The organism is Arthrobacter sp., assembly GCF_031179985.1.
GTDB lineage: Bacteria > Actinomycetota > Actinomycetes > Actinomycetales > Micrococcaceae > Arthrobacter.
The window spans coordinates 1-24,674 of the sequence record NZ_JAPSHJ010000050.1; the positions used below are offsets into that span (position 1 = coordinate 1).

Annotated in this window: 22 protein-coding genes, 1 tRNA gene and 1 pseudogene; 9 read left to right on the forward strand and 15 right to left on the reverse strand. The window is 62.4% G+C overall.

Annotated features, from left to right (window positions below):
• Positions 1–296: 296 nt before the first annotated feature.
• The 4 genes from RIN13_RS17125 to RIN13_RS17140 are packed head-to-tail and all read right to left on the reverse strand — an operon-like array spanning position 297 to position 3,555.
• A complete protein-coding gene (locus RIN13_RS17125) occupies positions 297–1,001 on the reverse strand; it encodes a phosphoribosyltransferase family protein (protein WP_309108521.1) in 705 nt (234 codons plus the stop codon).
• Between the two features lie 11 nt (positions 1,002–1,012).
• Positions 1,013–1,840 carry an alpha/beta fold hydrolase gene (locus RIN13_RS17130; protein ID WP_309108522.1) on the reverse strand — a complete coding sequence of 276 codons (828 nt, stop codon included), beginning with the start codon at positions 1,838–1,840 and terminating at the stop codon, positions 1,013–1,015.
• Between the two features lie 4 nt (positions 1,841–1,844).
• Positions 1,845–2,153: a biotin/lipoyl-containing protein gene (locus RIN13_RS17135; RefSeq protein WP_309108541.1), complete on the reverse strand. Its 309-nt coding sequence runs from the start codon at positions 2,151–2,153 to the stop codon at positions 1,845–1,847.
• Positions 2,125–3,555: an amino acid permease gene (locus RIN13_RS17140; protein ID WP_309108523.1), complete on the reverse strand. Its 1,431-nt coding sequence runs from the start codon at positions 3,553–3,555 to the stop codon at positions 2,125–2,127. Before RIN13_RS17140 ends, RIN13_RS17135 begins: the two co-directional genes overlap by 29 nt.
• Positions 3,556–3,822: 267 nt before the next feature.
• Here RIN13_RS17140 and RIN13_RS17145 point away from each other — a divergent pair, with 267 nt between their 5' ends.
• Genes RIN13_RS17145 through RIN13_RS17165 form a run of 5 tightly spaced genes read left to right on the forward strand, consistent with a single transcriptional unit; the run spans position 3,823 to position 9,665 of the window.
• The gene (locus RIN13_RS17145; RefSeq protein WP_309108524.1) at positions 3,823–4,542 is read left to right on the forward strand and encodes an NUDIX domain-containing protein; all 720 of its coding nucleotides are present in this window, start codon (positions 3,823–3,825) and stop codon (positions 4,540–4,542) included.
• On the forward strand, positions 4,529–5,839 hold the full coding sequence (gene nadA / locus RIN13_RS17150) for a quinolinate synthase NadA (protein WP_309108525.1): 1,311 nt from the start codon (positions 4,529–4,531) through the stop codon (positions 5,837–5,839). Before RIN13_RS17145 ends, nadA begins: the two co-directional genes overlap by 14 nt.
• The gene (nadB, locus tag RIN13_RS17155) at positions 5,836–7,536 is read left to right on the forward strand and encodes an L-aspartate oxidase (RefSeq protein ID WP_309108526.1); all 1,701 of its coding nucleotides are present in this window, start codon (positions 5,836–5,838) and stop codon (positions 7,534–7,536) included. Before nadA ends, nadB begins: the two co-directional genes overlap by 4 nt.
• Entirely contained in the window at positions 7,533–8,495 is a 963-nt protein-coding gene (gene nadC, locus RIN13_RS17160; RefSeq protein ID WP_309108527.1) for a carboxylating nicotinate-nucleotide diphosphorylase, read from the forward strand. Before nadB ends, nadC begins: the two co-directional genes overlap by 4 nt.
• 6 nt (positions 8,496–8,501) lie before the next feature.
• Positions 8,502–9,665: a cysteine desulfurase family protein gene (locus RIN13_RS17165; RefSeq protein ID WP_309108528.1), complete on the forward strand. Its 1,164-nt coding sequence runs from the start codon at positions 8,502–8,504 to the stop codon at positions 9,663–9,665.
• On the opposite strand, the gene RIN13_RS17170 is transcribed toward RIN13_RS17165, so the two are convergent.
• From RIN13_RS17170 to RIN13_RS17180, 3 genes are all read right to left on the reverse strand, one after another.
• A complete protein-coding gene (locus RIN13_RS17170) occupies positions 9,652–10,503 on the reverse strand; it encodes a fumarylacetoacetate hydrolase family protein (protein ID WP_309108529.1) in 852 nt (283 codons plus the stop codon). The two genes, RIN13_RS17165 and RIN13_RS17170, sit on opposite strands and share 14 nt — an antisense overlap.
• Before the next feature lie 25 nt (positions 10,504–10,528).
• The gene (locus RIN13_RS17175) at positions 10,529–11,122 is read right to left on the reverse strand and encodes a DM13 domain-containing protein (protein ID WP_309108530.1); all 594 of its coding nucleotides are present in this window, start codon (positions 11,120–11,122) and stop codon (positions 10,529–10,531) included.
• A gap of 109 nt (positions 11,123–11,231) precedes the next feature.
• Entirely contained in the window at positions 11,232–11,894 is a 663-nt protein-coding gene (locus RIN13_RS17180; RefSeq protein WP_309108531.1) for a DUF1684 domain-containing protein, read from the reverse strand.
• Positions 11,895–11,984: 90 nt separating this feature from the next.
• On the opposite strand from RIN13_RS17180, the gene RIN13_RS17185 reads away from it, so the two are divergent.
• A complete protein-coding gene (locus RIN13_RS17185; protein ID WP_309108532.1) occupies positions 11,985–12,803 on the forward strand; it encodes a hypothetical protein in 819 nt (272 codons plus the stop codon).
• 73 nt (positions 12,804–12,876) lie between these two features.
• Positions 12,877–13,683: a transglutaminase family protein gene (locus RIN13_RS17190; protein WP_309108533.1), complete on the forward strand. Its 807-nt coding sequence runs from the start codon at positions 12,877–12,879 to the stop codon at positions 13,681–13,683.
• Between the two features lie 16 nt (positions 13,684–13,699).
• Here the strand turns inward: RIN13_RS17190 and RIN13_RS17195 are convergent, their stop codons facing one another.
• The 8 genes from RIN13_RS17195 to bcp form a co-directional block, all read right to left on the reverse strand.
• Positions 13,700–14,161 carry a MarR family winged helix-turn-helix transcriptional regulator gene (locus RIN13_RS17195; RefSeq protein ID WP_309108534.1) on the reverse strand — a complete coding sequence of 154 codons (462 nt, stop codon included), beginning with the start codon at positions 14,159–14,161 and terminating at the stop codon, positions 13,700–13,702.
• Positions 14,161–15,312, reverse strand: coding sequence for an LLM class flavin-dependent oxidoreductase (locus RIN13_RS17200; RefSeq protein WP_309108535.1), 1,152 nt, complete (start codon positions 15,310–15,312; stop codon positions 14,161–14,163). Before RIN13_RS17200 ends, RIN13_RS17195 begins: the two co-directional genes overlap by 1 nt.
• A gap of 131 nt (positions 15,313–15,443) precedes the next feature.
• Entirely contained in the window at positions 15,444–18,647 is a 3,204-nt protein-coding gene (locus RIN13_RS17205) for an efflux RND transporter permease subunit (RefSeq protein ID WP_309108536.1), read from the reverse strand.
• 66 nt (positions 18,648–18,713) lie between these two features.
• On the reverse strand, positions 18,714–20,219 hold the full coding sequence (locus tag RIN13_RS17210; protein ID WP_309108537.1) for a malate:quinone oxidoreductase: 1,506 nt from the start codon (positions 20,217–20,219) through the stop codon (positions 18,714–18,716).
• A gap of 79 nt (positions 20,220–20,298) precedes the next feature.
• Positions 20,299–21,975, reverse strand: coding sequence for an ABC transporter substrate-binding protein (locus tag RIN13_RS17215; protein ID WP_309108538.1), 1,677 nt, complete (start codon positions 21,973–21,975; stop codon positions 20,299–20,301).
• 250 nt (positions 21,976–22,225) lie between these two features.
• Positions 22,226–22,900 (reverse strand): fasciclin domain-containing protein, encoded by a 675-nt coding sequence (locus RIN13_RS17220; protein ID WP_309108539.1) that lies wholly within the window; start codon positions 22,898–22,900, stop codon positions 22,226–22,228.
• 245 nt (positions 22,901–23,145) lie between these two features.
• Positions 23,146–23,227 (reverse strand) — tRNA-Leu (locus RIN13_RS17225).
• Positions 23,228–23,304: 77 nt separating this feature from the next.
• Positions 23,305–23,778, reverse strand: coding sequence for a thioredoxin-dependent thiol peroxidase (bcp, locus tag RIN13_RS17230; protein ID WP_309108540.1), 474 nt, complete (start codon positions 23,776–23,778; stop codon positions 23,305–23,307).
• Positions 23,779–23,875: 97 nt separating this feature from the next.
• On the opposite strand from bcp, the gene RIN13_RS17235 reads away from it, so the two are divergent.
• Entirely contained in the window at positions 23,876–24,358 is a 483-nt protein-coding gene (locus RIN13_RS17235) for a MarR family transcriptional regulator (RefSeq protein WP_309108542.1), read from the forward strand.
• Positions 24,359–24,440: 82 nt separating this feature from the next.
• Positions 24,441–24,674: pseudogene (locus RIN13_RS17240) on the forward strand (hypothetical protein); the annotation flags it as partial.

Genomic DNA, 24,674 nt, shown 5'->3' on the forward strand with positions numbered 1-24,674 from the left:
GCAGCAGTTCAACTCAGTATTCGAGAATGCTGATGGCCATCCGGTACCGCTCCTGAATCCGATGCTTTGGAGTTTCTGGCTTCCGTACTTCCTCCTCCTGCTCGCGCTGGAAGCCATATTCCTGGTTGTCACCTACCGCGCCGGTTCCTGGAAGTGGAGTGCAGTCTGGGCGAACGTTGCCCTGAACGCGTTGTTCGCGGTTCCTCAAAGGCCCACCGGGCCACCAGGACGGCGTCGATGGGGACAACGCCCGGGTAGGAAGCGACGCCCGGCTAGGACGAGACGAACTGGGAAGGTCAGTTTGCACCGAGTCCTTGCTGAAGCAGGCCCGCTACGTCCTCGTCCCTCAGTTGCTCGAAGTGGTGGTAGAAAGCGCCCACTGCCCGGAACTTTCCTGGCAGGTGGAGGCAGAGGACGAAGTCGCTGACGCGCTCAAGGGAGGCCTGCGCCTCCACCGAGGCAACAGGGACCGCCACCACCACTGTTGAAGCGCCGGAACCACGGACAGCCTCTACCGCTGCCCGCATGGTTGCGCCCGTAGCCAGTCCGTCGTCGGCGAGGAGAACTGTTTTCCCCTTCAGGTCCAGCTTCAGGCCGGGATAGCTGCGGGCACGGCGCAGAAGTTCTGCGCGCTCGCGGTCTTCCACCTGGTTCAACCACTCCTGCCGGACACCGTGCTCAAGCATCTGGGCCAGCAGGGGCCTGTTGATGATCCGTACCACCCTTCCCTCGGCTGCCGGATGGCCGGCATCGGATTCGTCAGCGCCTGCCGGAGCAAGGGCCAGGGCGCCATAGGCGGTTTCCTCATGGCCCGGGATTCCCAGTTTTCGGACGAGCATGACCCCGAACGGCAGGTACAGCGCAGCAGCCAAAGCTGCGGCCACCGGCACGCCCCCGCGGGCCAGGCCAAGGACCAGGGTGTCAGGACGTTCACGGAATTGGGGGAGGGCAGCGGCCAGGCGCCTCCCTGCATCCTCGCGGTCCTCGTAGCGCGTGTTCATCAGGGGAAGTTTCAGACGGAGAGGAACTCGATGGCCGCCTGTTTGAAGACGCGGCTTGTAAGTGCGCTGGTGTGGTTTCGTCCGGGAATCACCAGCTGCTCCACCAACGCTCCGGATTTTGAACCGATGGCGGCCAGGTCAGGCATGGTCGCCGCGCGCTCGTCGTTCTCGCCCGCGACGAGGAGGATTGGCACATGGGGGACTGCCTCGGCCGGATCGTAAGGCTCGGCCTTGATGGCCTGCACCAACGAGAGCAGCGCAAAAATGTTGTTGCTGGGAAGCACCAGCGCCATCTTCAGCAGCTGGGCGGTGGACTCGTCGGCGATAGGAGTTCCGTCGGCCAGGTAACGCTGAGCGGCCACGATGTCGAAGGCGGCCAGCGGGTCTGCCGTGTTCGGTCCGCCCAGGACGATCCGATGGACGATCTCCGGCTGCGTGGCACCGAACTCCCACGCAAGACGCGACCCGAGGGAGTAGCCGATCAGATCCAGTCCACTGGCAGGGTCACCATCCTGCACAGGCCGGACGCCGGCGTCGAACGCTATCTGCAGGAGATCCGCACGGATCCGGCTGGGTGTGTATGAGTCCAGATCCTCAGGCGCCCCGCTGCGGCCGTGACCGGGAAGGTCAACGGTGATGACTTTACGCCCCGCTGAAAGAAGTGCCTGCAGCCAGCCGGTATCTTCCCAGTTCAACTTGCTGGATGAGGAGAATCCATGGAGCAGCAGGATGGGGCGCAGGCCGGCGTCGCGCTCTGGCTCATGGACTGCCACGTGCAGCTGGGGGTCGGTACCCTCGACCGTGTGGGAATGCTGTTCGCCGGTGTGCCTGCCGCTCATCGTGTCAGTCCTCATCAAGTACGGCGCTCAGGCGAACCCGGCGCTTCGGTGCCACTTCCTTCGGGACAGTGCCCACGATGCCAGCCGTGTTGTCCGGCACCTCAAACACGATCAGGGGTTCGCCGACGTTGGTTTTGTCGCCCGGCCCGCCGTGGATACGCACCACTTTACCCGCCTGCGGACTCGGGAGTTCAACCACGGATTTGCTGGTTTCTACCTCGACGAGCGGCTGGTTACGTTCAACCTGGTCGCCTGGCGCCACCAGCCATTCCAGCACCGTTGCCTCAATCAGGCCCTCGATGGGCAGTCTCAGACACGCGGCGGCCCAGTTTTATTTTTGTGCCTATCCGGCATGCAGCTGCGATGGCGGCGATCAGGACAAGGGTGCTGAACAGCTGAATGCGGCTGGCTTCTGCCCAGAAGCCGACTGCCAAAATGAGGGCCAAAAGGATCAGCCCGAAGATCGTCAGGGCCGGGAACCCCTTCATCCGCAAGGGAAGTTCTGTTCCGTCCCGGTCCGCCCTCCTGCGCAGGATCAGCTGGGACGCCAAAGCAGAACCCCAGACCACCAGGCAAGTCGAACCCACCAGCTGGAAGAGGGCCGGGAGGATCTGCTCCGGGAAGATCAGTTCCAGCACCGTGGCGGCGAAGCCGAAGGCCACCGAGACCAGAACCGCAGGCACCGGAACCCCCGCTGGCGTCAGTTTCGATAGAAAGTAGGGGGCCTCGCCGCGCTGCGACAGCGAGTAGGCCATGCGTGATGCCCCATACAAGTTGGCGTTGAGAGCGGAGAGAAGCGCGACTGCTGCCACCAGCGTGATGGCTGTGCCGGCACCAGGGATGCGGGCGGCGTCGAGCACTCCCGCAAACGGCGACTGCAGGCCGGGGGAGCCAACGGGCAGAACTGCGGCGATCACCAAAACCGATCCAATGTAGAAGACCAGGATGCGCCACACCACTGTCCGGATCGCTCCGCCAACGCTGTGTGCAGGGTCCTCGGTCTCGGCCGCAGCAACGCTGACGATTTCGGTTCCACCAAACGCGAAAATGACCACAAAGAGAGCGGCCGCGATGCCGCCGAGGCCCGCCGGGGCGAAGTCTGCACCGATGACGGACAAGCCGGGCGAGGGCACATCGGGCAACAGGCCCAGAAGCAGGGCTGCGCCTATGGCCAGGAACAGGACGATTGCCGTGACTTTGAGAATGGCGAACCAGAACTCGAACTCGCCGAAATTCTTCACTCCGGCGAGGTTAATAGCGGTAAAAAGCACCATGAACGCCAAAGCAAGGGCCCACACGGGGATAACGGGCCACACCGAGAACAACAGTGCCGCCGCTCCAAGCGCTTCCGCGGCTATAACCACTACCAGCTGAAGCCACCAGAGCCACCCGACGGCAGCTCCCGCTGTCTTGCCCAGGGCACGTTCGGTGTAGACGGAGAAGGCTCCGCTGTTGGGATGTGCTGCGGCCATTTCTCCGAGGGCCCACATCACCACAATGATCAGGGTGCCTGCCACGAGGTAGGAGATCAGGACGGCAGGCCCGGCCAGCTGTACGCCGGCGCCGGATCCGAGGAAGAGGCCGGCGCCTATGGCACTTCCAAGCCCCATCATGGTCAGCTGGCGCGGACGAAGGGAATGACCAAGGTGAGCGGCAGGGCGTTTATTCGCCGGCTGTTTGGAGGTAGGGCGTTCCGCGGCGGACTTCGTTGTCATGGGCGAACCTTCTTGGGGGTCGGTGGGTTTCGGGTCCTTATGGGACTTACCGAATTTACCCCTTTTCCTTGGTCACGTTAATTCATCGATGCTCCCCGGGCGTGCGTCCTGCCAACGAACCTGTCCGGCAAAATCCGAAACATTTTGTTTTGAAGCCTCCACGCTTTACGATGAGTTCTAGTCAATGTGACTATAACTCTTTCACTGAAGCCCGGTTCGGCCGGGAAGTAGTCCGGACACCGCAGGGTGCCGTAGGGGGTGGGAATCATGTACACGAATGCAGCCAATGTCTCGGAGCGCCAGGCGGCCCCACCCTCACTTGCCATTTCCACTGTTATCTTTGCCCTTCGTCCCAGTGAACAGTCGGGCCGCCCGACTCTGTGGCTTCCGCTGGTGCGGCGGATCCGCGAGCCTTTCAAAGGACTCTGGGCGCTGCCCGGCGGCCCGCTCTCCCATGCCGAATCCCTCCAGGACGCCGCTTCGCGCAACCTTCAGGAAACCACTGGACTGGCCCCACGATACTTGGAGCAGCTGTACGCATTCGGAGGCCTCCACCGCTCGCCCACTCAAAGGGTGGTGTCGATCGTCTACTGGGCGCTCGTCCAGCCCACAGAGGCCGCCCTCGCCGATGAGTCTGAAAACGTGAAGTGGTTCCGCGCCGACAGGCTGGGGGAACTGGCCTTTGACCACAAAGCCATCGTGGACTACGCGCTGTGGCGGCTGCGGAACAAGATGGCTTACGGCTCCATTGCCTATCACCTGCTTGGTGAATACTTCACGCTGGCGGAAGTGCGGGAGGTCTATGAGGCCGTCCTGGACAGGCAACTCGATCCGGCCAACTTTCGTCGGCAACTCAAATCCACCCCTGAGATTCAGGAAACCGGTGAATACCTCCAGGGCGGGAAACACCGCCCTCCACGCCTTTACCGCTTTATTGGCCACCCAGGCCTTGACCCAGATAACAGGAGCAATCATGAGCAGCGTTAACACAACCATCCAGCTCATTACCCGTGAACAGGCCGAAAATGGATCCTTCGCGGCGGCGAAGGCCTCCACCTGCAGCCCGGCCCTGGCCAAGGGCCCCTGGGACTACGATCTCGCCGAGGCCCTGGCTGGTACGCCCGCCTACGGTCCCGGTGCTTCAAGCGCCGACGTCGCACCTCCTGCCACCCCGAGGCAGGGGCAGCTGCCGGAAGAGTACAAACTGGCCAGTGACGCCGAGCTGGACGCGAGGATCCGGGCGGCCAAAGCCATTCTGGGGGAGCGGGCTGTGATCCTGGGCCACTTCTACCAGCGGGACGAAGTCATCGAATACGCCGACTTTGTGGGTGACTCGTTCCAGCTGGCCAATGCAGCCCTGACCAGGCCTGAAGCCGAAGCCATCATTTTCTGCGGCGTGCACTTCATGGCCGAGACGGCCGACATCCTCTCCAAGCCGGATCAGGCTGTGATCCTGCCCAATCTCGCCGCCGGTTGTTCCATGGCAGACATGGCGGACATTGATTCCGTGACAGAGTGCTGGGAGCAGCTGGAGGAAGTCTTCGGCACCGAGCCCGACGCCGACGGCCGTGTTCCAGTCATACCCGTCACCTACATGAATTCTTCCGCGGCCCTCAAGGGCTTCTGCGGAGACCACGGCGGAATCGTCTGCACATCCTCGAACGCAGCCACTGTGCTGGAGTGGGCATTCCAGCGCGCACAGCGGGTTTTGTTCTTTCCCGACCAGCACCTGGGCCGAAACACTGCCAAGGCCATGGGCGTGCCCCTGGACCGGATGCCCATGTGGAACCCCCGCAAGGACCTCGGCGGTAATGACGAAACCACCCTGCAGGACTCCCAGGTGATCCTTTGGCACGGCTTCTGCTCAGTCCACAAGCGCTTCAACGTCGGCCAGATCGAAAAAGCACGGATCGACTTTCCCGGAGTGCAGGTGATTGTGCACCCCGAATGCCCCATGGAGGTTGTCGACGCCGCCGATTCGGCCGGGTCCACGGACTTCATCCGGAAGGCCATCGCGGCCGCCACTGAGCCAACAGTCTTCGCCATCGGTACCGAAATCAACATGGTGAACAGGCTTGCCGCCGAGTACCCGCAGCACACCATCTTTTGCCTGGACCCGGTTGTCTGCCCGTGTTCCACGATGTACCGGATCCACCCGGGCTACCTCGCCTGGGTCCTTGAGGGACTGGTGAACGGCGAAGTGCTCAACCGCATCACTGTCGACGACGCCGTTGCAGGCCCGGCACGCCTGGCGTTGGAACGGATGTTGGCGGCCCGTCCATGAATGGGCAGGAGTCAACGCGGAACTCCGGACGCGAGCGCACGCTCGTCGTCGTCGGAAGCGGTATAGCAGGACTCTACGCTGCCCTGCTGGCCGCCGACGCGCCCCGGACGCATGGCCGCGGGACTGACGTGGTGCTCCTGACCAAAGGAACCCTGGAACAGAGCAACACCTTCTACGCGCAAGGTGGAGTTTCAGCAGTGCTGGAGCCCGGAGAAGCGGCGCCCGGTGACTCTGTTGCCGCGCACATCGCAGATACCCTCGCGGCCGGCGCGGGCCTGAACAACCCGGAAGCCGTCCGCGTGCTGTGCACCGAAGCCGTCCGCGATATCACCGGGCTGAAGCGATTCGGGGTGGACTTCGACTGCGATGACACCGGACATCCTGCCCTGGGGCTGGAAGCGGCCCACTCCGCACCCCGGATCCTGCATGCCGGCGGGGACGCGACCGGCGCGGGCATCGCCAGGGGACTTATCGCCGCCGTCCTCGAGCGGGCAGTCAGCGGAAGGCTGCGGTTGGTGACGGACGCGTTCGTGACCGAACTGACGATGTCGAACGGACGCGTTTCGGGGGTGAAGTACCTCCACAACGGACTGGTCACCAACATCGGTGCCGACGGCGTGCTGCTGGCTACCGGCGGCGCCGGCCGGCTTTTTGCCCGCACGAGCAACCCGGATGTGGCCACTGCAGACGGTTTGGCCTCGGCCTGGCGTGCGGGCGCAGCTGTCCGGCACCTGGAATTCTTCCAGTTCCATCCCACCACGCTGGCGGCAACGGAGCGGCCCGGCGGGCCGCCCCCGCTGCTCATCTCCGAGGCTGTGCGTGGTGAAGGCGCGATCCTCACGGACGCTGCCGGTCACCGGTTCATGCCTGATTACCACCCCGATGCCGAACTGGCCCCCCGCGATGTTGTTTCACGCAGCATTGCCCTCCACCTTGCAGGGACCGGGGCGCCGGCCGACAGTCCGGTCTACCTGGATGCACGCGCCGTCGAAGCGTCCAAGGGTCCCGGATTCCTGGCGCGGCGTTTCCCGACTCTGACAGCTGCCACACGCGCTGCCGGTTACGACTGGACGGCGGAAGTGCTTCCCGTATCCCCGGCCGCCCATTACTGGATGGGAGGCGTCGCCACAGACCTCTGGGGCCGTACAACAGTCCCGGGGCTTTACGCTGCCGGCGAGGTTGCCTGCACGGGTGCTCAGGGCGCCAACCGGCTGGCAAGCAATTCCCTGCTCGAAGGCCTCGTTTTTGGCAGGCGCGCAGTGGAGGCCTGTCTTGACGCTGCCGAACCGGCGGCCCGCTTTGACGCCGCTGCCGGCCTTGCAGCGAACGACGCCAGCGTTGCCATAGGATCTGCTTCGCCGAATCACGCGCCGGTGGCTTTCACTGGCTTCGCCGATGACTTCAGCCGCGGTGCCTTGTCCCGTCTGATGACCCGGGCAGCCGGCGTCCTGCGTACGGGTACTGAGCTGGACGAGGCAGCACGGCAGCTGGCGGTCTGGGCCGCAGACGTGGCTCGGACTGACGCGCAGTCCGTAAGTGATTTCGAAGACCGGAACCTGCTGCTGGCAGCACAGTTGCTCGTTGCCGGAGCAAGGTCACGGAAAGAGTCTGTTGGTGCGCACTACCGCGCTGACACCCCACAGAACTTGCGTGGTCAGGGTGCCACCAGTCTTCCGATGCAAAGGATCAGCTCATGACCTCCACTGCCCACGCCTTCACTCCGAGCGATGCTGTCTCCGGCACTGGCAGCTCCGTGGGGAGCCTTCCGGACGCCGCCGTCCTGAAAGTCCTCCGCTCCGCCCTCGAAGAGGACGCTCCCTATGGCGACATCACATCCCAGACCCTCATCCCGGAAGAAGCCAGGGCAACCGCGGTGCTCAATGCCAGGGTTCCCGGCGTACTCAGCGGAGGAACCGTGTTCGCTGCCGCGATGACGCTCGCTGATCCGGATGCCGTCGTCGAGCTCCTGGTGGCCGACGGGGAGCGCTTTACCGCGGGCACGTCTCTTGCCAGAGTGACAGGCAATGCCCGGGCGGTGTTGCTCGCCGAACGCGTTGCGTTGAACCTGATCCAGCGGATGAGCGCGATTGCCACCAAAACAGCAGGGTTTGTGGACCTGGTGGCCGGAACGAAGGCACGGATCACCGATACGAGGAAAACCACCCCGGGGCTTCGGGTCCTGGAGCGTTATGCGGTCCGCTGCGGGGGCGGGGCGAACCACCGCTTCAGCCTGTCAGATGCAGTACTGGCAAAAGACAACCACCTGGCCGTGATTACCGGCGGTGATTCCCGGAAACTGACTGAACTCCTCCGCCAAGCCAAGGCACAGCTCGGGCACACCACCCACTTTGAGGTGGAGGTGGACACCATGGAGCAGATCGAACCTGTGCTTGCGGCCGGGGTAGACACCATCATGCTGGACAACTTCAGCCTGACCGAGCTCGCCGCTGGAGTCGCTTTAGTGAACGGGCGTGCCCGGATCGAGGCGAGCGGCAACGTAACCCTGGAAACGGTGGCCGGCATCGCCGCAACAGGGGTGGACGTCATCTCAATCGGAGGGCTCACCCACACCGTGGCCGCCTTGGATCTCGGGTTGGACATTGAGCTGGACCTTAGTCCCGGCCTCACCCTCACTGCTGGCTCCGGAGATCGCTGAACCGTCATGATTTTCCTCGACGCGGCAGCCACCACACCGGTCCGGCGGGAAGTGCTCGAAGCCATGTGGCCGTACCTGACAGGTGAATTCGGCAACCCCTCCAGCCACCATACCCTCGGCGAAGCTGCAGCCAACGCGCTCGCTGACGCGAGGGCAACTGTGGCGCGTTCCCTCGCTTGCCGTCCGGGCGAAGTAACCTTCACCTCAGGTGGTACGGAGGCCGACAACCTGGCCGTGAAAGGGATCTCGCTGGCCCGCCAGGCCGCTGACCCACGCTACAACAGGGTAGCCATCAGCGCCATAGAGCATCCGGCAGTGGAGGAATCTGCCAGGTACCTGGAACGGTTCCACGGGTTCATCGTTGATGTGGTGCCTGTGAACCGTTACGGGCAGGTGACACCGGAGGCGCTCGCAGAAGTGGTGCGGCCTGAAACCGCACTCGTCAGTGTCATGTATGCGAACAACGAGATCGGGACCATTCAGCCGGTGGCTGCTTTGGCTGCTGTGGCACACCACCATGGCATACCGTTCCACACAGACGCGGTCCAGGCTGCAGGCTGGCTTTCCCTGGACACCAAAACGTTGCGTGTGGATGCCCTCAGCATTTCCGGCCACAAACTCGGTGCACCCAAGGGGAACGGGGCACTCTACCTCCGGAGCCGGACCCGCGTTGAGCCACTGGTTCATGGAGGAGGCCAGGAGCGGGGACGCCGCTCGGGCACGGAGAACGTCGCCGGAGCAGTAGCTCTGGCAAAGGCACTCACACTCGTTGGCGCGGCGGAGCAGGGAGAGCCATTGGCGGCCAAGGTGGCAGGGCTTCGCGATCAATTCATCAAGACCGTCCTGGCGCTCGTACCGGGTGCCATCCTGACTGGTCACCCCGGGGAGCGGCTCCCGTCCATCGCATCGTTCTGCTTCCCCGGCACCAGCGGGGAATCGGTCCTGCTGGAATTGGAGCGTCAAGGCGTGGTGTGCTCAAGCGGCTCTGCCTGTGCAGCAGGATCTGATGCGGCATCCCCGGTGCTGCTCGCCCTGGGGATAGAGGCAGAAGTCGCCCAAACTGCCGTGCGGTTCAGCTTCGACTCAACGGTGGGCTCCGCTGAACTGGAGGAAGCAGCAGCGGCGGTGGGCGCCGCCGTCGGGAATATCCGTTCCCTCAGCGGCCGCTGACGTCCCTGACGCCTACTGGATTGCTGAGTTCGCCGATCCCCTCCACCTGGCACGTGACGGTGTCGCCGGGTTGGAGAGGTACAGATTCGGCCGGAAACCCGGTGAGGACGAGGTCACCCGGATGCAGGGTCATAAAAGAAGTCAGGTACACCAAAATCTCGTCCACCTTCCACCCGAGGTCAGCTGAGCTCCCGGCCCCGAGCGTCCGACCGTTGTGCGTGATCCCCATGGACAGCGCAGAGTCGTCCAGATCAGTGACCAGCCATGGTCCAACCGGTGTGAAGGTGTCCTGGCTCTTGGCGCTGATCCACAGCTGATCCGTCTTCTGATGGTCCCGGCTGGTCACGTCGTTCCCGATCGTGTATCCGAGTACGGCAGCGCGGGCGTTTTTGAGGGTCAGTCCGCGCGCTTTACGCCCGACGACGATGGTCAGTTCGGCTTCCGGGTCAACCTGCCCTCCTCCTTCCGGCAGTTCAATGGTGTCGCCCGGTCCAATGACACTCGTAGCTGCCTTGTGGAACGCCTGAGGTGGCAGGGCCCGGCTCGACGGGCCCGTATTGTGGGCCATCCCCAGAACATTGGCGGGAACGCTGGGAGCCAGAAAACGGAAGGTGTCCTCGCTGACCTCCTGGCCTGCAGTCCAGCCCGTACGTGCCGGGCTTTCCGCATTTGCCAATGACTCCGGAAAGGGCGAGGAGATGACCGTCCAGCTCCGCCCTTCCGCAGAGCTGAAATCGGGGCAGTCGTTGGTTACGAAGTACTGTTCGGACGGTCGCATTGTTGATTCCGGGACCAAGGGGCGGACGCGGGCGATGCGGCGGGACGAACCAGGAATCATCCCCACATCCTATGCTCAGCCGGCACTACGCCAGGGCAGCGGAACCGAACGCGACGCTGAACCTGTCACACCAGAGCACTACCGTATCCAGTCCGCTCAGGTCGGCACCGGCAGGAATGACGTAGTTGTGGCTGCCATGAGTCGCCTTGATGGGGCCGAGGTCAAGGTATTTGCCTCCGCGGTACTTGAACCAGTCCCCGCCGGCGTCGAGCTCACTGAGCCAGATCTTGATGTCGGGACCATCGCTGCTCGCCAGATTCTCGAGCCGCACCAGCTGCGTGCCGTCCGCCAGCTTGAGGAGGCTGGCCGTACCGCTGGTGGGATGCTCCTGGGATTGAAAATCGCCCTTGGCCACCACAATGGGTGCAGCTTCCGAAACCGGGGCCCCTGCAGTCGCTGCGGACGGCGTGGGCTGGATACTTTCTGTGGGGGACGACGGCGAAACTGCCGTTGTGTTCGAGGGGGAGGAGGACGCGGACACGGCCTCAGGCAGGGCCTCATTAAGCGTGCTGCTTGTGAAGAGCCGCCAGGGTTGGAAAAGGTAGGCGCCGATCAACAGCACAGCCACCGCGCAGGGAATGAGCATGGCCAGGACGTTGCGGCGTTTGAGGAATTCCATGTCTCCACGGTAGGCGCGGCGAGCTGCCCTGTCCCGAGGAAAGTCTTACCGTTTGCTGACAACCCGGGAGAGTCTGCCTGCCGGAGAGAGGAGGGGAGAGTCCTTCGGCCTAGGAGAGCTCGCCCACGGGGATTTCCACCGCGAGGCGGTTGGATGGCCCCGCAAGCGGAGAGGCCCAGGCCTCGTTGTAAGCGCATGACGGGTTATAGGCGAAGTTGAAGTCCAGGATGAATTCTGCCGAGGGACCAGACCCGCGGATGCCGTGGTAGGCGCCCTTGATGGTGTCGAGGAGGTATCGCCCGGAACCGTAACTGCCGCCGCTCTGCCCGGCGGTGGCGTCGCGGAAGGGTACGAAGATGCCTCCGCCGTAGCCCTGGATCTTCCAGACTGCCAGCTGGCCCATCTCGGGAAAGTCAAAGGTCCCAAGCCGGACAAAATGCACGGGACCATCGGTGCCGTTATCGACGCTCATCTCCCGGCCCGCGCCCTCTTTCGTCAGCGGGACGTTGAAGCGGTAGATGGGATCGTAATCGGCTGTCCGGAGGCCGCCAAAAACTGCCTTATCGCCGGCCGTCAGGGGCGAGGCGGGGTGGGTCCCGAACATACGGTCACGCTCTTGCCGCCAATAGGAATGCGCTTCCGCCGGGTTGTCCGCGGCAATCCGCCGGACATTGTCATAAAGGGCGAACGTCCGTAGCCGCCAGTCTGCGACGTCGACGGCGGAGATTTCCGTCATGTTGTCGCCGCCCCGATTTTCTTGCAAATTCGCCATTCCCCCAGCCTAGCCGCCTTTGGCATCCCCACCGCGAAACGCTGCGCCGCGCACCGCCGCGGGTCCCCGCTCACCGCTACGCTGGGATGCATGACAGGGACGGGAATCTCCGCATCGCTCCGGCTAACCTCAGTACTGCTTGTGGCGGCCGCGGCGATGGCCGGCTGCAGCAACGACGGAAAAGGCACTCCGGCGTGGACGGCGGGCGCGAGTCCGTCAGCTTCCGCGTCCCAGGCCCCCACTGCAAATCCAACGGAGACCGCTGTACCCGGAACCGGAACTGCGGAGGCCACCCCGTCTGGAGCCGAGACTCCAGGAGTCGGCGCCACCGCTTCCGCCTGGAAGGTCTTCAACGATCCTGGGAAAACAGTGAGCTTTGAGCTGCCGCAGGAGTGGATTACCCAGTCCCTGCCGCCCGTGGATGGCTCCCTGCCCGGTGCCCTGAAAATCGAGGTGAAGGATTCCAAAGGAGCCTACCTGGCCACCCTGCAGACCGGGTTGCCTGCGGCGGCTCCGGTGGATTGTGCCGCTGCTGCGGCCAAGCCCTACGTGGTTGTCAGCAGCGTTCCGGTGGAATTGCCACATGCTGACGGGGAAGGAACGATTCCGCCACGAGTGGTGTTCCGCGTCATCCAGGGGTACAAGTTCTTCGGTTCATTTGGCATCACCAACATGGTGGGCGGCACGGACGGAAAGGCCTGCAGCCTGCAGAACGTGGTTCGCGGTCCTGCAGGCAAAGGCAATTATTCCTTCGGCGACCTCACTGCGCTGAAGGCGTTTGCCACGGATGAAAAGGTGGCACCGGCGAAATCCTTTGACACCTTGGATCAGGCGGCCAAGTACGTGAACGAGGGATCTGAGTTCGCCAACGTCCAGCGGATGCTAATGTCTCTGAAGATCCATAACTAGTCCCACCGTTTGCGGCTGCTTCTGGCCGGCGGTTTGAGGGCTGCTCTGCTTCCACTTCATACTCCGGAGATACATGCAACGCTCGGTCGCCGCCCGGCTCGTCTTCAAGACCACCGCTGACACGAAAGTTGCGCTGGCTGTTGCCGTGGCCAGCAATGCAGGCTATTCCTCGGTGACAGAAACGCTGTCCGTGACAGCCGGCGGCCAAAACGTTCCGGTCACCGAACTGGCCGATGATCACGGCGGGAGGTTCCACTACTTTGAGCTTGCTGATCCCTCCGAAGTAACCGTCGATTATGCCGCTACGGTCTCCGGGCAGGCGATCCCTCAGGAGCCCACCCTTATGGATCTCATCCGCTACGTCCGGCCCAGCCGCTATGCGGAATCTGATCGCCTTCTGCCCACCGCCTACGCGGAATTCGGAGGGCTCCAGGGGGAAGAACTCCTGCATACGGTCCGGAACTGGGTATCCACCGAGCTGCGCTACATCAGTGGATCCTCGCGGGGAACCGACGGGGCAGTGGAGACCCTGCTGCACCGAAGGGGTGTCTGCAGGGACTTCGCTCACCTGGCCATTGCTTTGTTGCGGTCCAAAAACGTGCCGTGCCGGCTCGCTGCCGTCTACGCTCCCGGACTGAGCCCCATGGATTTCCATGCCGTGGTGGAGGCCCACCTCAACGGGGCCTGGCACATCATTGACCCCACAGGGTTGGCACCGCGGGAAAGCATGCTCCGCATCACGGCAGGGCGGGACTCCTCCGACACCGCCTTCCTCTCAACAATCGGAGGAAGCCTCACCCTCAGGGAGCTGGGCGTCACCGCGGTGGTGGACGGAATATTGCCGGAGGAAGACCCGTCAAAGCTGGTCGTACTTCGCTAGTGCCCGGCCTGGGAGGCTAGTGCCGGGCGACGGCGCCTCGGAGCTTCTCAGTAAGCCGAAGCAGCTCGCGCTGTTCAGCCGCAGTCAGCGACGGCGTCATCAGCGCCTCAATATCGCGGACATGCATCCTGCCGATCTGCTTCTGCAGATCAGCTCCCGCTTCGGTGAGCTTCAGCAGGACCCCCCTGCCGTCGTCGGGAGCGGGCATACGCTCCACCAGGCCGCGCTTCTCCAGCCGCTCCACCAGCCGGCTCAGGCTGGACTGACTCAACAGGATATGGTCGTTCAGCTCATTGAGCCGGAGCCAGCCCGAGGGGCAGCGCGACAAGGTGAACAGGACGTCGTATTCATTGAGGGCTATTGACTTGAAAGCAGGTCCGGACTGCAGTCGACGCATCACGGCAACCTGGGCGCGGAAGAGAGACTCCCAGGTTTCCGCTGCAAGGCGGACCGGCGATGCGGCTGGACGCTCGGCCATCAGGCCTCCTTTGCTGAGACTGCTGCCGTCCCTGCGGTTTGAGGCAGAGCCGCGGCAGAGGATTCCTTGTCCTGTGCCGCCAGCAGGGCAGCGACCCGGGCAGCATGGGTCGGAGGCTCGGGAATGTGGGCGGGCTTAAGGGCCGCATATTCCTTGCGAAGGACGGGAAGGACTTCTTCCCCGAACAGATCAAGCTGCTCCAGCACGGTTTTCAGCGGCAGGCCTGCGTGGTCAATGAGGAACAGCTGCCGCTGGTAGTCGCCAAAGAATTCCCGGAAGGTGAGGGTCTTCTCGATGACTTCCTGGGGGCTTCCGACCGTCAGCGGGGTCTGAGACGTGAAGTCTTCCAGCGACGGTCCATGGCCATACACCGGTGCATTGTCGAAGTATGGCCGGAATTCCTTGACTGCATCCTGGGAGTTCTTGCGCATGAAGAACTGTCCGCCCAGCCCGACGATCGCCTGGTCCGCCGTCCCGTGTCCGTAGTGCTCATAACGCTCACGGTAAAGACCGATCAGCTGCTGGTAGTGCTCTTTGGGCCAGAAAATGTTGTTCGCAAAGAAACCGTCGCCATAGTAAGCGGCCACTTCCGCAATTTGCGGGCTGCGGATCGATCCGTGCCAGACAAAGGGTGCAACGCCGTCGAGAGGCCGGGGAGTGGACGTGAAGTTCTGCAGTGGTGTGCGGTGTTTACCGGACCAGTTGACGGTGTCCTCGTCCCAGAGCCGGCGCAGCAGGCTGTAGTTCTCTATCGCCAGTTCTATGCCGTCCTGGATGTTCTTGCCGAACCACGGGTACACGGGTGCCGTATTGCCTCGTCCCATCACCAGATCCACCCGGCCGTCGGCGAGGTGCTGGAGCATCGCGTAGTCTTCCGCAATCTTTACAGGATCGTTGGTGGTGATCAGGGTGGTGGCCGTGGAGAGGATGATCCGCTCCGTCTGGCCTGCGATGTACGCCAGCGTGGTGGTGGGCGAGGAGGAGAAGAAAGGCCGGTTGTGATGCTCCCCGATGGCAAAGACATCCATGCCGATCTCTTCGACCTTCTTGGCGATGGCCACTTCCGCCTTGATGCGCTCGTTCTCAGTGGGAGTACGGCCCGTAGTGGGGTCGGTCGTGATGTCGCTGACGCTGAATACGCCGATCTGCATGATGTCCCTTTCAGATTCGTGAAGTTCCGGAGAACTGATTCCAGTATAGCCGGATATACATGCATTTGCATCTATCGCCGGATACAACGCAGCGAGGTTGGAATTATTCCCGGCAGGGCCGGGACAGCGTGTTAGCTCGGCTCGCCCGGAGCAGCCCGCCGTCCGCTGACTTTGGGGATCTTGCCCCTGGTCCAGTCCGCGAATTCAGCATCGACATCTGCTGCCGGGCTAAAGGCGGGCCGCTGCTTCATGGCCAACAGCAGGGATTTCCTTTCACGCCGACCCTCCACCAGCCGGTAGAGAACCGGCACCAGGACCAGAGTCAGGGCTGTGGAGGACAGGAGCCCGCCAATGACGACGATCGCCAATGGCTGTGAGATGAATCCGCCGCCGCCGGTAATGCCCAACGCCATGGGTGTCAGCGCGAAAACCGTGGCCAGGGCAGTCATCAGGATCGGCCGGAGGCGTTGGCGGGCACCATGGGTGATGGCGTCAGCCACGTTCATTCCCGGCTGGCCGTCCCGTGGTTGCCGGTACTGGTTAATGAGGTCGATCAGCACAATGGCGTTGGTGACCACAATGCCCACCAGCATCAGCATCCCGATGAGTGAAGGCAAGCCCAGGGGAATTCCGGTCAGAAGCAGGAGCCCGATAGCGCCCGTTGCTGCAAAAGGAATGGAAACAAGCAGTATCAGGGGCTGCACCAGCGATTTGAAGGCGGCGACCATAATCACGTACACAATCGCGATGGCAGCCAGCAGGGCAAGCCCTAACTGCTGGAAGGACTCGGCTTGCTGCGTCGTGGCGCCGCCGATCTCGGCCGTGACCCCGGACGGCAACTGAACGGTCTTCAGCCTGTTCTGGACCTCGCCGCTGACGGCACCAAGATTGGACCCCGACGGCGTAATGGAGACAGTCGCCGTCCGCTGCCCGCCGCTGGCGGTAATCGAGACGGGGGAGTCCACCTGCTGGACTGACGCGATACTGCCGAGCGTCAGTCCCTTGCCGCCGGGAAGTGGGATGTTCCTGACGGAATCAATGCTCTTGAACTGCGTGCCGAGGCCTATCTGGACAGGAAAATCATTCGTATCGATCCGGACAGTTCCCGCCGGAATGGGACTGATGGTTGAAGCCAGGACGCCGGCGACGCGTTCTTCGTTGAGTCCGGCGGCGACGGCCCTCGCCCGGTCCACCTTGATCTGGACCACGGGCTGGGTTGTGGCCAGGTTGGTTACCGTCTCCGTGCTTCCCGGGACACTCTCCATGGCCTGCACCATGGCATCGCTCGCAGTGCGCAGATCTCCGGAGTTCGACGCCTTGAGGGTGATGTCCACCGTTGATGACGTACCCAGGCCCCCTTGCTGGGTTGCTACCGAGATTTTTCCTGCAACGCCGGCTTCTTTCAGGCGCTCACGAACAGTGTCCTGAAGCAGGGACTGCTTCGCCTTCTCGTCGGTAACCACAGTGAATGTTGAATTTGATGCGCCCGTGGACAGGAGCGCGGCGAAGCCCGCCTGGGCATTGCCAGTGGTGACCTGGACATCCTTGATTCCGTCGATGTCATCCAGGACATCTTCAACCTTGGCGGCCGCGGTGTTTGCATCGGCAAGGCTGGTACCGGTGGGAAGTTGCTGACGGATGCTCATACTGTTCTGGCCGGAGCTGCCCAGGAGATCGGTCGCCAACAGCGGAGTCATGGCTGCCGTCGCACCCAGGACCAGCACCGCCGCGACCAGTGTCACCACAGGATGTTTCTGCGTCTTCCGGAGGATGGGAAGGTAGCCCCGCTGCAGCATGGTGCGTTGCTCAGCTTCGCTGGCCTTGGCCGCTGTTTCGGCAGCGGTTCCGGGATCCGCCGCAGCGGGAGAGCCCTTGAGGAACCAGTAGGCCAGGACGGGGACGATTGTCAGGGAAACGAGCAGGGAGGACAACAGGGCAATGGTGACGGTGAGGGCAAACGGGCGGAAGAGCTCGCCGGCTAATTCCCCCACAAAGGCAATGGGAAGGAACACTGCCACAGTGGTGAGGGTCGAGGCAGTGATGGCCCCCGCAACTTCCCGGATGGCGGTGAGGATGGCGGTGACCTTTGGCTCGCCGTAGCTCAAGTGACGCTTGATGTTCTCGATCACCACGATCGAGTCGTCCACCACGCGGCCGATGGCGATTGTCAGGGCACCCAGGGTCAGGATATTCAGCGAGTATCCAGTGCCGGACAGGCCGATGAACGTAATCAGGAGGGAGAGGGGAATGGAGACAGCTGTCACCAGCGTGGACCGCACCGAGAGCAGAAATACCAGGATGACGGCGACGGCGAATCCGAGGCCCAGCAGCCCCTCAGTGGTCAGGTCCTTGATGGATTTTTCAATGAATGGTGCCTGATCAAAAACGGGGGTGAAAATGGCATTGGCGCCGAGCTCGGCCTCAAGCTGGGGAAGCGCATCATTGACTGCGTGCGAGATTGCCACAGTGTCGCCGTCGGGCTTCTTGGTAACTGACAGCGCAAGGGTTTCCTTGCCGTTGGTCCGGGTGATCGAGGTCCGGTTGTCGTCTTCGATGCTGACGTCCGCCACGCTGCCGATAGTTGCAGCCTCCCTGGCACCACCCAGGGGAAGGGCCTTGATGGCATCGAGGGAATCAACGGGACTTCCGATCTGCAGGGAGAGCGACTTGCCTTGTTCCTCGATGGTTCCGGCAGGCACCAGGGCCCCGTTGTTCTTCAGCGCATCACTGATCGACTGGAGCGTGGCGCCCTTGACGGCCATTGCGTCGGGCCGGGGAAGGATCTGGATGTGCTGGGTTGCTCCGCCGGTAACCTCGGCGCCCCTGACGCCGTCGATCTTCTGCAGGGCAGGAACGCTCAGCCGCAGGAGGTCGGCGTTCAGTTCGCTCAGCGACTTGTCAGAGGACACCGCCAGAAAGACAATCGGGAAATCACTGATGCTCCCTGCTATGGCCTGTGGCTCGACGTCTTCAGGCAAAGTCCGTTTGGCGTTGGAGATGGCCCGGTCAATCTGGTTCCGGGCACGGTCCAGGTTCGATCCGTAGGTGAAGACGAGATTGATCTGCGAGACACCATTGCGGGATGTAGCAGACGTCGATTCCAGCCCTTCGACCCCGTTCAACGCCGTCTCCAAGGGGGCGCTGACCTGCTTGTCCACCACCTCCGGAGAGGCCCCGGGCATGGAGGAAATAACGGTGATCCGCGGGAACTCGATGGACGGGATGAGCTCCTGCTTCAAGGAGGACATCGTGATCACGCCGAATACCGACGCGAAAACAGTGATCAGCGCGATCAGGGCCCGGTTTGCCAGCGAGAGCTTTGCCAGCCGGAACATCTCATAATCTCCTGGTGGATTGACGGACAATGATCGAACGCACGGCCCGCCGCCTCCCCTGCAGGATCAGCTCTTCGTCGCGCTGACCGGTTCCAGTTGGAGCGCCTTGGCGGTCTCTTCTTCAAGCTGGACAGCGAGCTCGGGGTTGTCGTTGAGCTTCACGCCGTACCCGGGCATCATCTCCTTGAGCTTTGACTGCCAGCCCTTGAAATTCTTCGGGAAGGACTTCTGCAGGAGCTCGATCATGATGGGTACAGCAGTGGAGGCGCCAGGCGATGCGCCGAGCAAGGCACCGATGGAACCGTCGCGGCCGGCGATCACTTCAGTGCCGAATTGGAGCACGCCGCCCTTTTTCGGATCTTTCTTGATGATCTGAACACGCTGGCCGGCCGTAATGAGTTCCCAACCGCCGTCTGTTGCTTCCGGATAGTACTCGCGAAGGGCCTCGACCTTTTCGCCGTGGCGCTTTGCGACTTCCTTGATCAAATAGGCGGTCAGGTCCATGTTGTCCTTGCCTACCGCAAGCATGGGGATGATGTTATGGGGCCGGATGGAGCGGGGGAGGTCCAGGTACGAGCCGTGTTTCAGGAAGTTGGTGGAGAAGCCCGCATAAGGACCGAAGAGCAGGGACCTTTTGCCCTGGACGAACCGCGTGTCCAGGTGGGGTACAGACATGGGAGGTGCTCCTACCGATGCCTGTCCATAGACCTTCGCGCTGTGCCGGGCGGCCAGGTTCTCATCGGTGCAGCGGAAGAACTGCCCTGACACCGGGAACCCGCCAAACCCTTTGCTTTCCGGTATTCCCGAGGCCTGCAGCAGGTGCAGCGCACCGCCTCCAGCTCCCACAAAGACATACTTCGCGTGGATTTTTCCGTGCTCGCCGGACTTCGGGTACTTCAGGGACAGGTCCCAGCCGCCGCCTGACGCGCGACGGATCCCGGTGACATCGTGGCCGTAGTTGATCTCGACGCCGTTGTTGCCCAGATAGGAGATCAGGTCGCGGGTCAGGGCCCCGAAGTCGACGTCGGTACCCTCCGCCGCGCGGGTGGCGGCCACACGCTGCTTGGAGTCACGGCCCTTGACGATGAGGGGAGCCCATTTGGCGATCTGGGCCTGGTCTTCGGAGTACTCCATGTTGCGGAAGAGCACATTCGGCTTCAAGGCGTTGTAACGGTTCTTCAGGAAGCCGGCGTTGGCCTCGCCAATGACGAAGCTCATGTGGGGAACGGTGTTGATGAAGTTCTTCGGCGAACCGATCAGCGAGTTGGTCACCAGGTGCGACCAGAACTGGCGCGACAACTGGAACTGCTCGTTGATGTGAAGGGCCTTGGCGGGATCCACTGAGCCGTCTTTGGCTGCGGGGGTGTAGTTGAGCTCACACAGTGCGGCGTGGCCGGTACCGGCATTGTTCCAGGGGCCGGAGCTCTCCAGCCCGGCTTCGTCCAGGCGTTCGAAAAGGGAAACTGTCCAGTTCGGTTCGAGCTGCTTGAGGAAGGCGCCAAGTGTGGCGCTCATGATGCCGCCGCCAATCAGGACGACGTCGGCTTTTTTTGTCTTGGAAATGAAAGTCACAATCAGTCTCCGATAGCAGCGGCTCTGGCTGTCACAGAATATCCCCGCGCAGGCTACTTACTGAAATTGCCGGCGTCCGTCAAGGCTTTAGCTCGACCTTTGTGAAAACTTCATTTAAGACCGGGGAGGCGGGGTATTTGAGAACCCGGTCGGAGAGCGCGAGAGCCGAAATGGGGAACGCGATCGGCACAGCGGGGACCGACGCAGCGATCTGGTTATTGATGGTGTGATACAGATCCGTGCGCTCCTGCCCCTCGGGGAGCCCCCGGGCCCGCTCAATCTTCGAGAAGACCTGGGCGTCCTGGTAACCGAACTCACCGTTCTTTTCACCAAAGAGCGGCCCCACGAAGTTGTCAGGATCAGAGTATGAGCCGTTCCAGCCCAGAAGATGCAGTGCATGGTCGCCGGTGGACTGTACTTTTTGCAGGTACCCGTCTGACCATTCGACCGGTACGGGTTTGATGTTGAAGCCGACGGCGGTCAGTTCCCTGCTGATCTCCGCGTAGATCTTTTCGGGGGTAGGAAGGTAAGGCCGGGTTACGTTCAGTGGGTAGTAGAACTTGAGCTGCTCGCCCTTGTAGCCGGACTTGGCCAGCAGATCCTTGGCCTTCACCGGATCGTATCCAAGGGTAGGCGCATCATTGTTGAAGCCGTTCAGCTTGGGTGGAACAAACTGTGCAGCTTCTGCCGTGTTATCGATGTAAAACTTCCGGATCAGCGTGTCCTTGTCCAGCGCCATTTCAATCGCCTGGCGTACCTCCAGGTTCTGGAGGATCGGTATTTCCTGGTTTATGCCGAGGTACATCACTGAGAAGGGATCGCGCTGGATGATCTGCTTACCTTGCTTAACCAGCTGATCAAAGTTGCCTACAGTGACGGCGTCGTAGCCGTCAATCTTTCCGTCCAGCAGAGCCTGCAGCCTGGCCTGCGGGTGATCGTAGGTAACAAAGTTGATGGTGCCGATCTGGCCCTTGTCCCCCCAATAATCTTTGTTGCTGATGAGGGTGACTTTGGTGTTATCCCAGCCGGCAAAACTGTAGGGGCCGGTGCCCACGGGGTGGGTGGCATACTTGGAGATTGCTGAGCCCTCGCGTGTTTGATCCAGGACGTCGGCGGTCCCTTCGGCCATGGCTTTGGGGGAGGAGATGCCGAAGGCCGGGAGGGTCAACGCCTGGAGGAATCCAGTGAAGCGCTGGGTGAGATCGATGCGGACGTTGTCCGGGGCAATTGCCGAGCAGCCTTTATAGATTGACAGCGAAGCCTGGTCCGAATGAGCTTCAAAGACCCCGTTGAAGGAACTTCCAGGAGCCTGCTTGCGCAAGGACGCGGGGAAGTTGAACCAGCGGTCGAAGTTGGTGCAGACGGACTTCGCATCGAAGGGCGTGCCGTCCTGGAACTTCACGCCGTCCCGGAGCTTGAAGGTGTAGCTCCGGCCGTTGTCCGTTTCGTTCCATTCGGTGGCAAGCAGCGGAGTGGGGAGCCCCGTTGTCTGGTCAACCCCGACGAGGCCCTCCAGGACCTGGCGGGTCACCCTGAACGCTTCCACATCCGAGACAAGTGCGGGGTCCAGCCCGAGGGGCTGCGCGGCTGTGCCGAAGGTAAAAGTGGCTGTTGGTCCGGTGGTGGCCAGTGCCGGGCTGGCGGACTGCGAAGGTGAGGGGGTGGGCAAGGGTGCCCCGGTGCAGGAGACGAGCAGCAACGCCAAAAGCGCGGCGCCAATGCTTCCTCCGACGCTGCGCGGTTTACTTCTGGGCACTCGGTGATCACCTCGGGACGGCTGGGCGCTCCGCGGACTGCAGAACAGTCATTAGTCTAATTGACCACCAGCGGCTGCCGCGGTTTCGCGTCGTCGTCGCCCGCCACAAGGTGAGGTGCCCGAACGCCGTCCGATATGCGGCGTACAGCAACCAGGGCCCGCACCTGGATGCGGGCCCTGTGGCTCCTGGATGCGCCCGGGGACTCAGTCCGCGGCCGCGGCAGGAGGCTGGGTGACTGCCGGGATGCCGTTACTTGGGCATCAGGACAGAGTCCACCATGTAAACGGTGGCGTTGGCAGTTTGCACGCCGCCGCAGATGACGCCGGCGTCATTAACCTTCAGAGCGTCCTTGGATCCGGTCACTGTTACCGTGCCGCCCTGGACCGTCGGGTGGGTTCCCACAATTTCATCAGGGGAGATCTGACCGGGCACTACGTGATAGGTCAGGATCTTGCTCAGCAGGGCGTCATCAGTCTTGAGGGTCTCGATCGTGGCCGCATCGATTTTCCCGAAGGCATCGTCAACCGGCGCGAAAACAGTGAACTCGCTGCCATTGAGGGTGTCCACGAGATCGACCTTCGGATTCAGCTTGCCCGAAACGGCCGCGGTGAGGGTGGTGAGGATCGGGTTGTTGGAAGCCGCGACTGCCACGGGATCCAGGGCCATCCCTGCAACGGAACCGGCGCCGTCCGGGACCTGGGCGGCGTAGTCTGCACAGCCGGCACCGACGAGGTTTGCCGCCGGATCCATCATTTTCGATTCTGTTGCTGTCGGGCTGGGGGAGGGGGCCATGCTGGAGGCGGAAGGTTCGGGAGCCGCAGAGCCGGGAGCTGTGCTGGCTGTTCCGCCGCAGGCAGTGAGGCTCAACAGTGCTGCGGCAGCAACACCTGCAACGGTGAAAGACGTGCGCTTGATGGACTGCATTTCGATTCTCCTTGATAGGGCGATCTGTATTTGAGCCAGACCGTCTTCTGTCTGTTCGTGCCGTGAATCCGACTGGCGGACACCTTCTCTTGCTTGGTGCCTCACTGGGTATTCGGCTTTTTAATGCCAGCGGATGGGTACAGAGGAGATTCTTTTTTCGCCCGTGTCCTTTTCATTCGGGTCTGAGCCCTTAAATTGCGGAAGCCCCGGCCATAAGGCCGGGGCTTCCAACATGTAACTCGCAGTGCGCAAGGGGGGACTTGAACCCCCACGCCCGAAGGCACAGGAACCTAAATCCTGCGTGTCTGCCAATTTCACCACTCGCGCTTGGCGTCGCCGTCGAGGTATCAGCGCGAACGCTGAAAGCCCGACGGCGGATGCCAGCCTTTATTGTATCGTCCGGATCAGCTGTCCAGCTTCAGGTCACGGCGCAGCTTTGCAACGTGGCCTGTTGCCCTCACGTTGTATTGGGCAAGTGCAACGTTGCCCTCGGGGTCGACGACGACGGTGGACCGGATGAGGCCGTCATAGGTGCGGCCATAGTTCTTTTTCTCGCCCCAAGCGGCATAGGCCTCGGCCACCGCGTGGTCCTCGTCGCACAACAGGGGAAACTCGAGCCCCTCCTGGTCTGCGAACCGTGCCAGTTTACTGACCGGATCCGGGGAGATGCCAAGGACCTCGTAGCCGGCCGCTTGCAGGGAAGCCAGGTTGTCACGGAAATCGCAGGCCTGCTTGGTGCAGCCCGGGGTCGCCGCCGCCGGATAGAAGTAGACCACGGTGCTCCGGCCGCGGTAATCGGAGAGGCTGACGTCCTTGCCCGTACTGTCTTTCAAGGTGAATTGGGGGGCTTTGGCTCCCGGTATGAGACGTTCAACCACTTTTTTCTCCTTCGAAACTTTTAGGACACTCAAGCCTAATGACCTTGGGAGTCAAGGACCGAATCGGACGCTCGCTATACTAAGTGGTATGCCTGATATGGATCGCTGGCCCACTGGGCGCCTATTGTCCACGGCGGCGCGCCTTGTCGAACACTCATGGAATGAAAAACTGGGTGCCATCGGACTGACGCACGCCGGTGTCATTGCCATGGAAGTACTGTCAGTCAACGGCCCCATGACGCAGGCCCAACTTGCCCAACTGGTCCGCGTCCAGGCGCAAACCATGGGCAAGACCCTCAGCCGGCTCGAGGCACACGGGCACATCCGCAGGGAACGCAGCACCTCTGACCGGCGCAGCCACGTAGTCACCTTGACGGATCGTGGGAGCGAGGCTGTTTCAGCGGCGGCGGACATGGAGCGTTCAGTGCTGGCGTCGGCATCCATCGACCCCGATGTCCTCCGGCAGGAGTTGCGGGCAGTCGTGGTGGAGCTCGCCAAGCGCTTCTCGTCCCCGGAAACCAAGGCGATTGTTGCCAGTGCCGAATCCGGCATTCCTGTGGAGGCTAACCAGGTTGTCTAAGCCGCATGTCTGAGCCAGGGGCACCGTAAGAAGATCCCGCGGCCGCCAATCGACGACGTCGCGGCAATCGAGGTAGAGGAGCATGAGTCAGTCTTCGATTCCGTCTGATCCCACCGAGTTCTTTCATGGGTCGCCCCTTGGACTGGCCATCTACGAGGCTGTTGCTTCATGCACCAACCAGCTCGGCGCTGTCCAGGTGCAGGTTTCGAAAAGTCAGATTGCTTTCCGCCGACGGCGTGGATTCGCTTACCTCTGGCGTCCGGGACACTACGTCTCCTCAAGCGTTCCGGCAGTTCTGTCACTCGTGCTTCCGCGG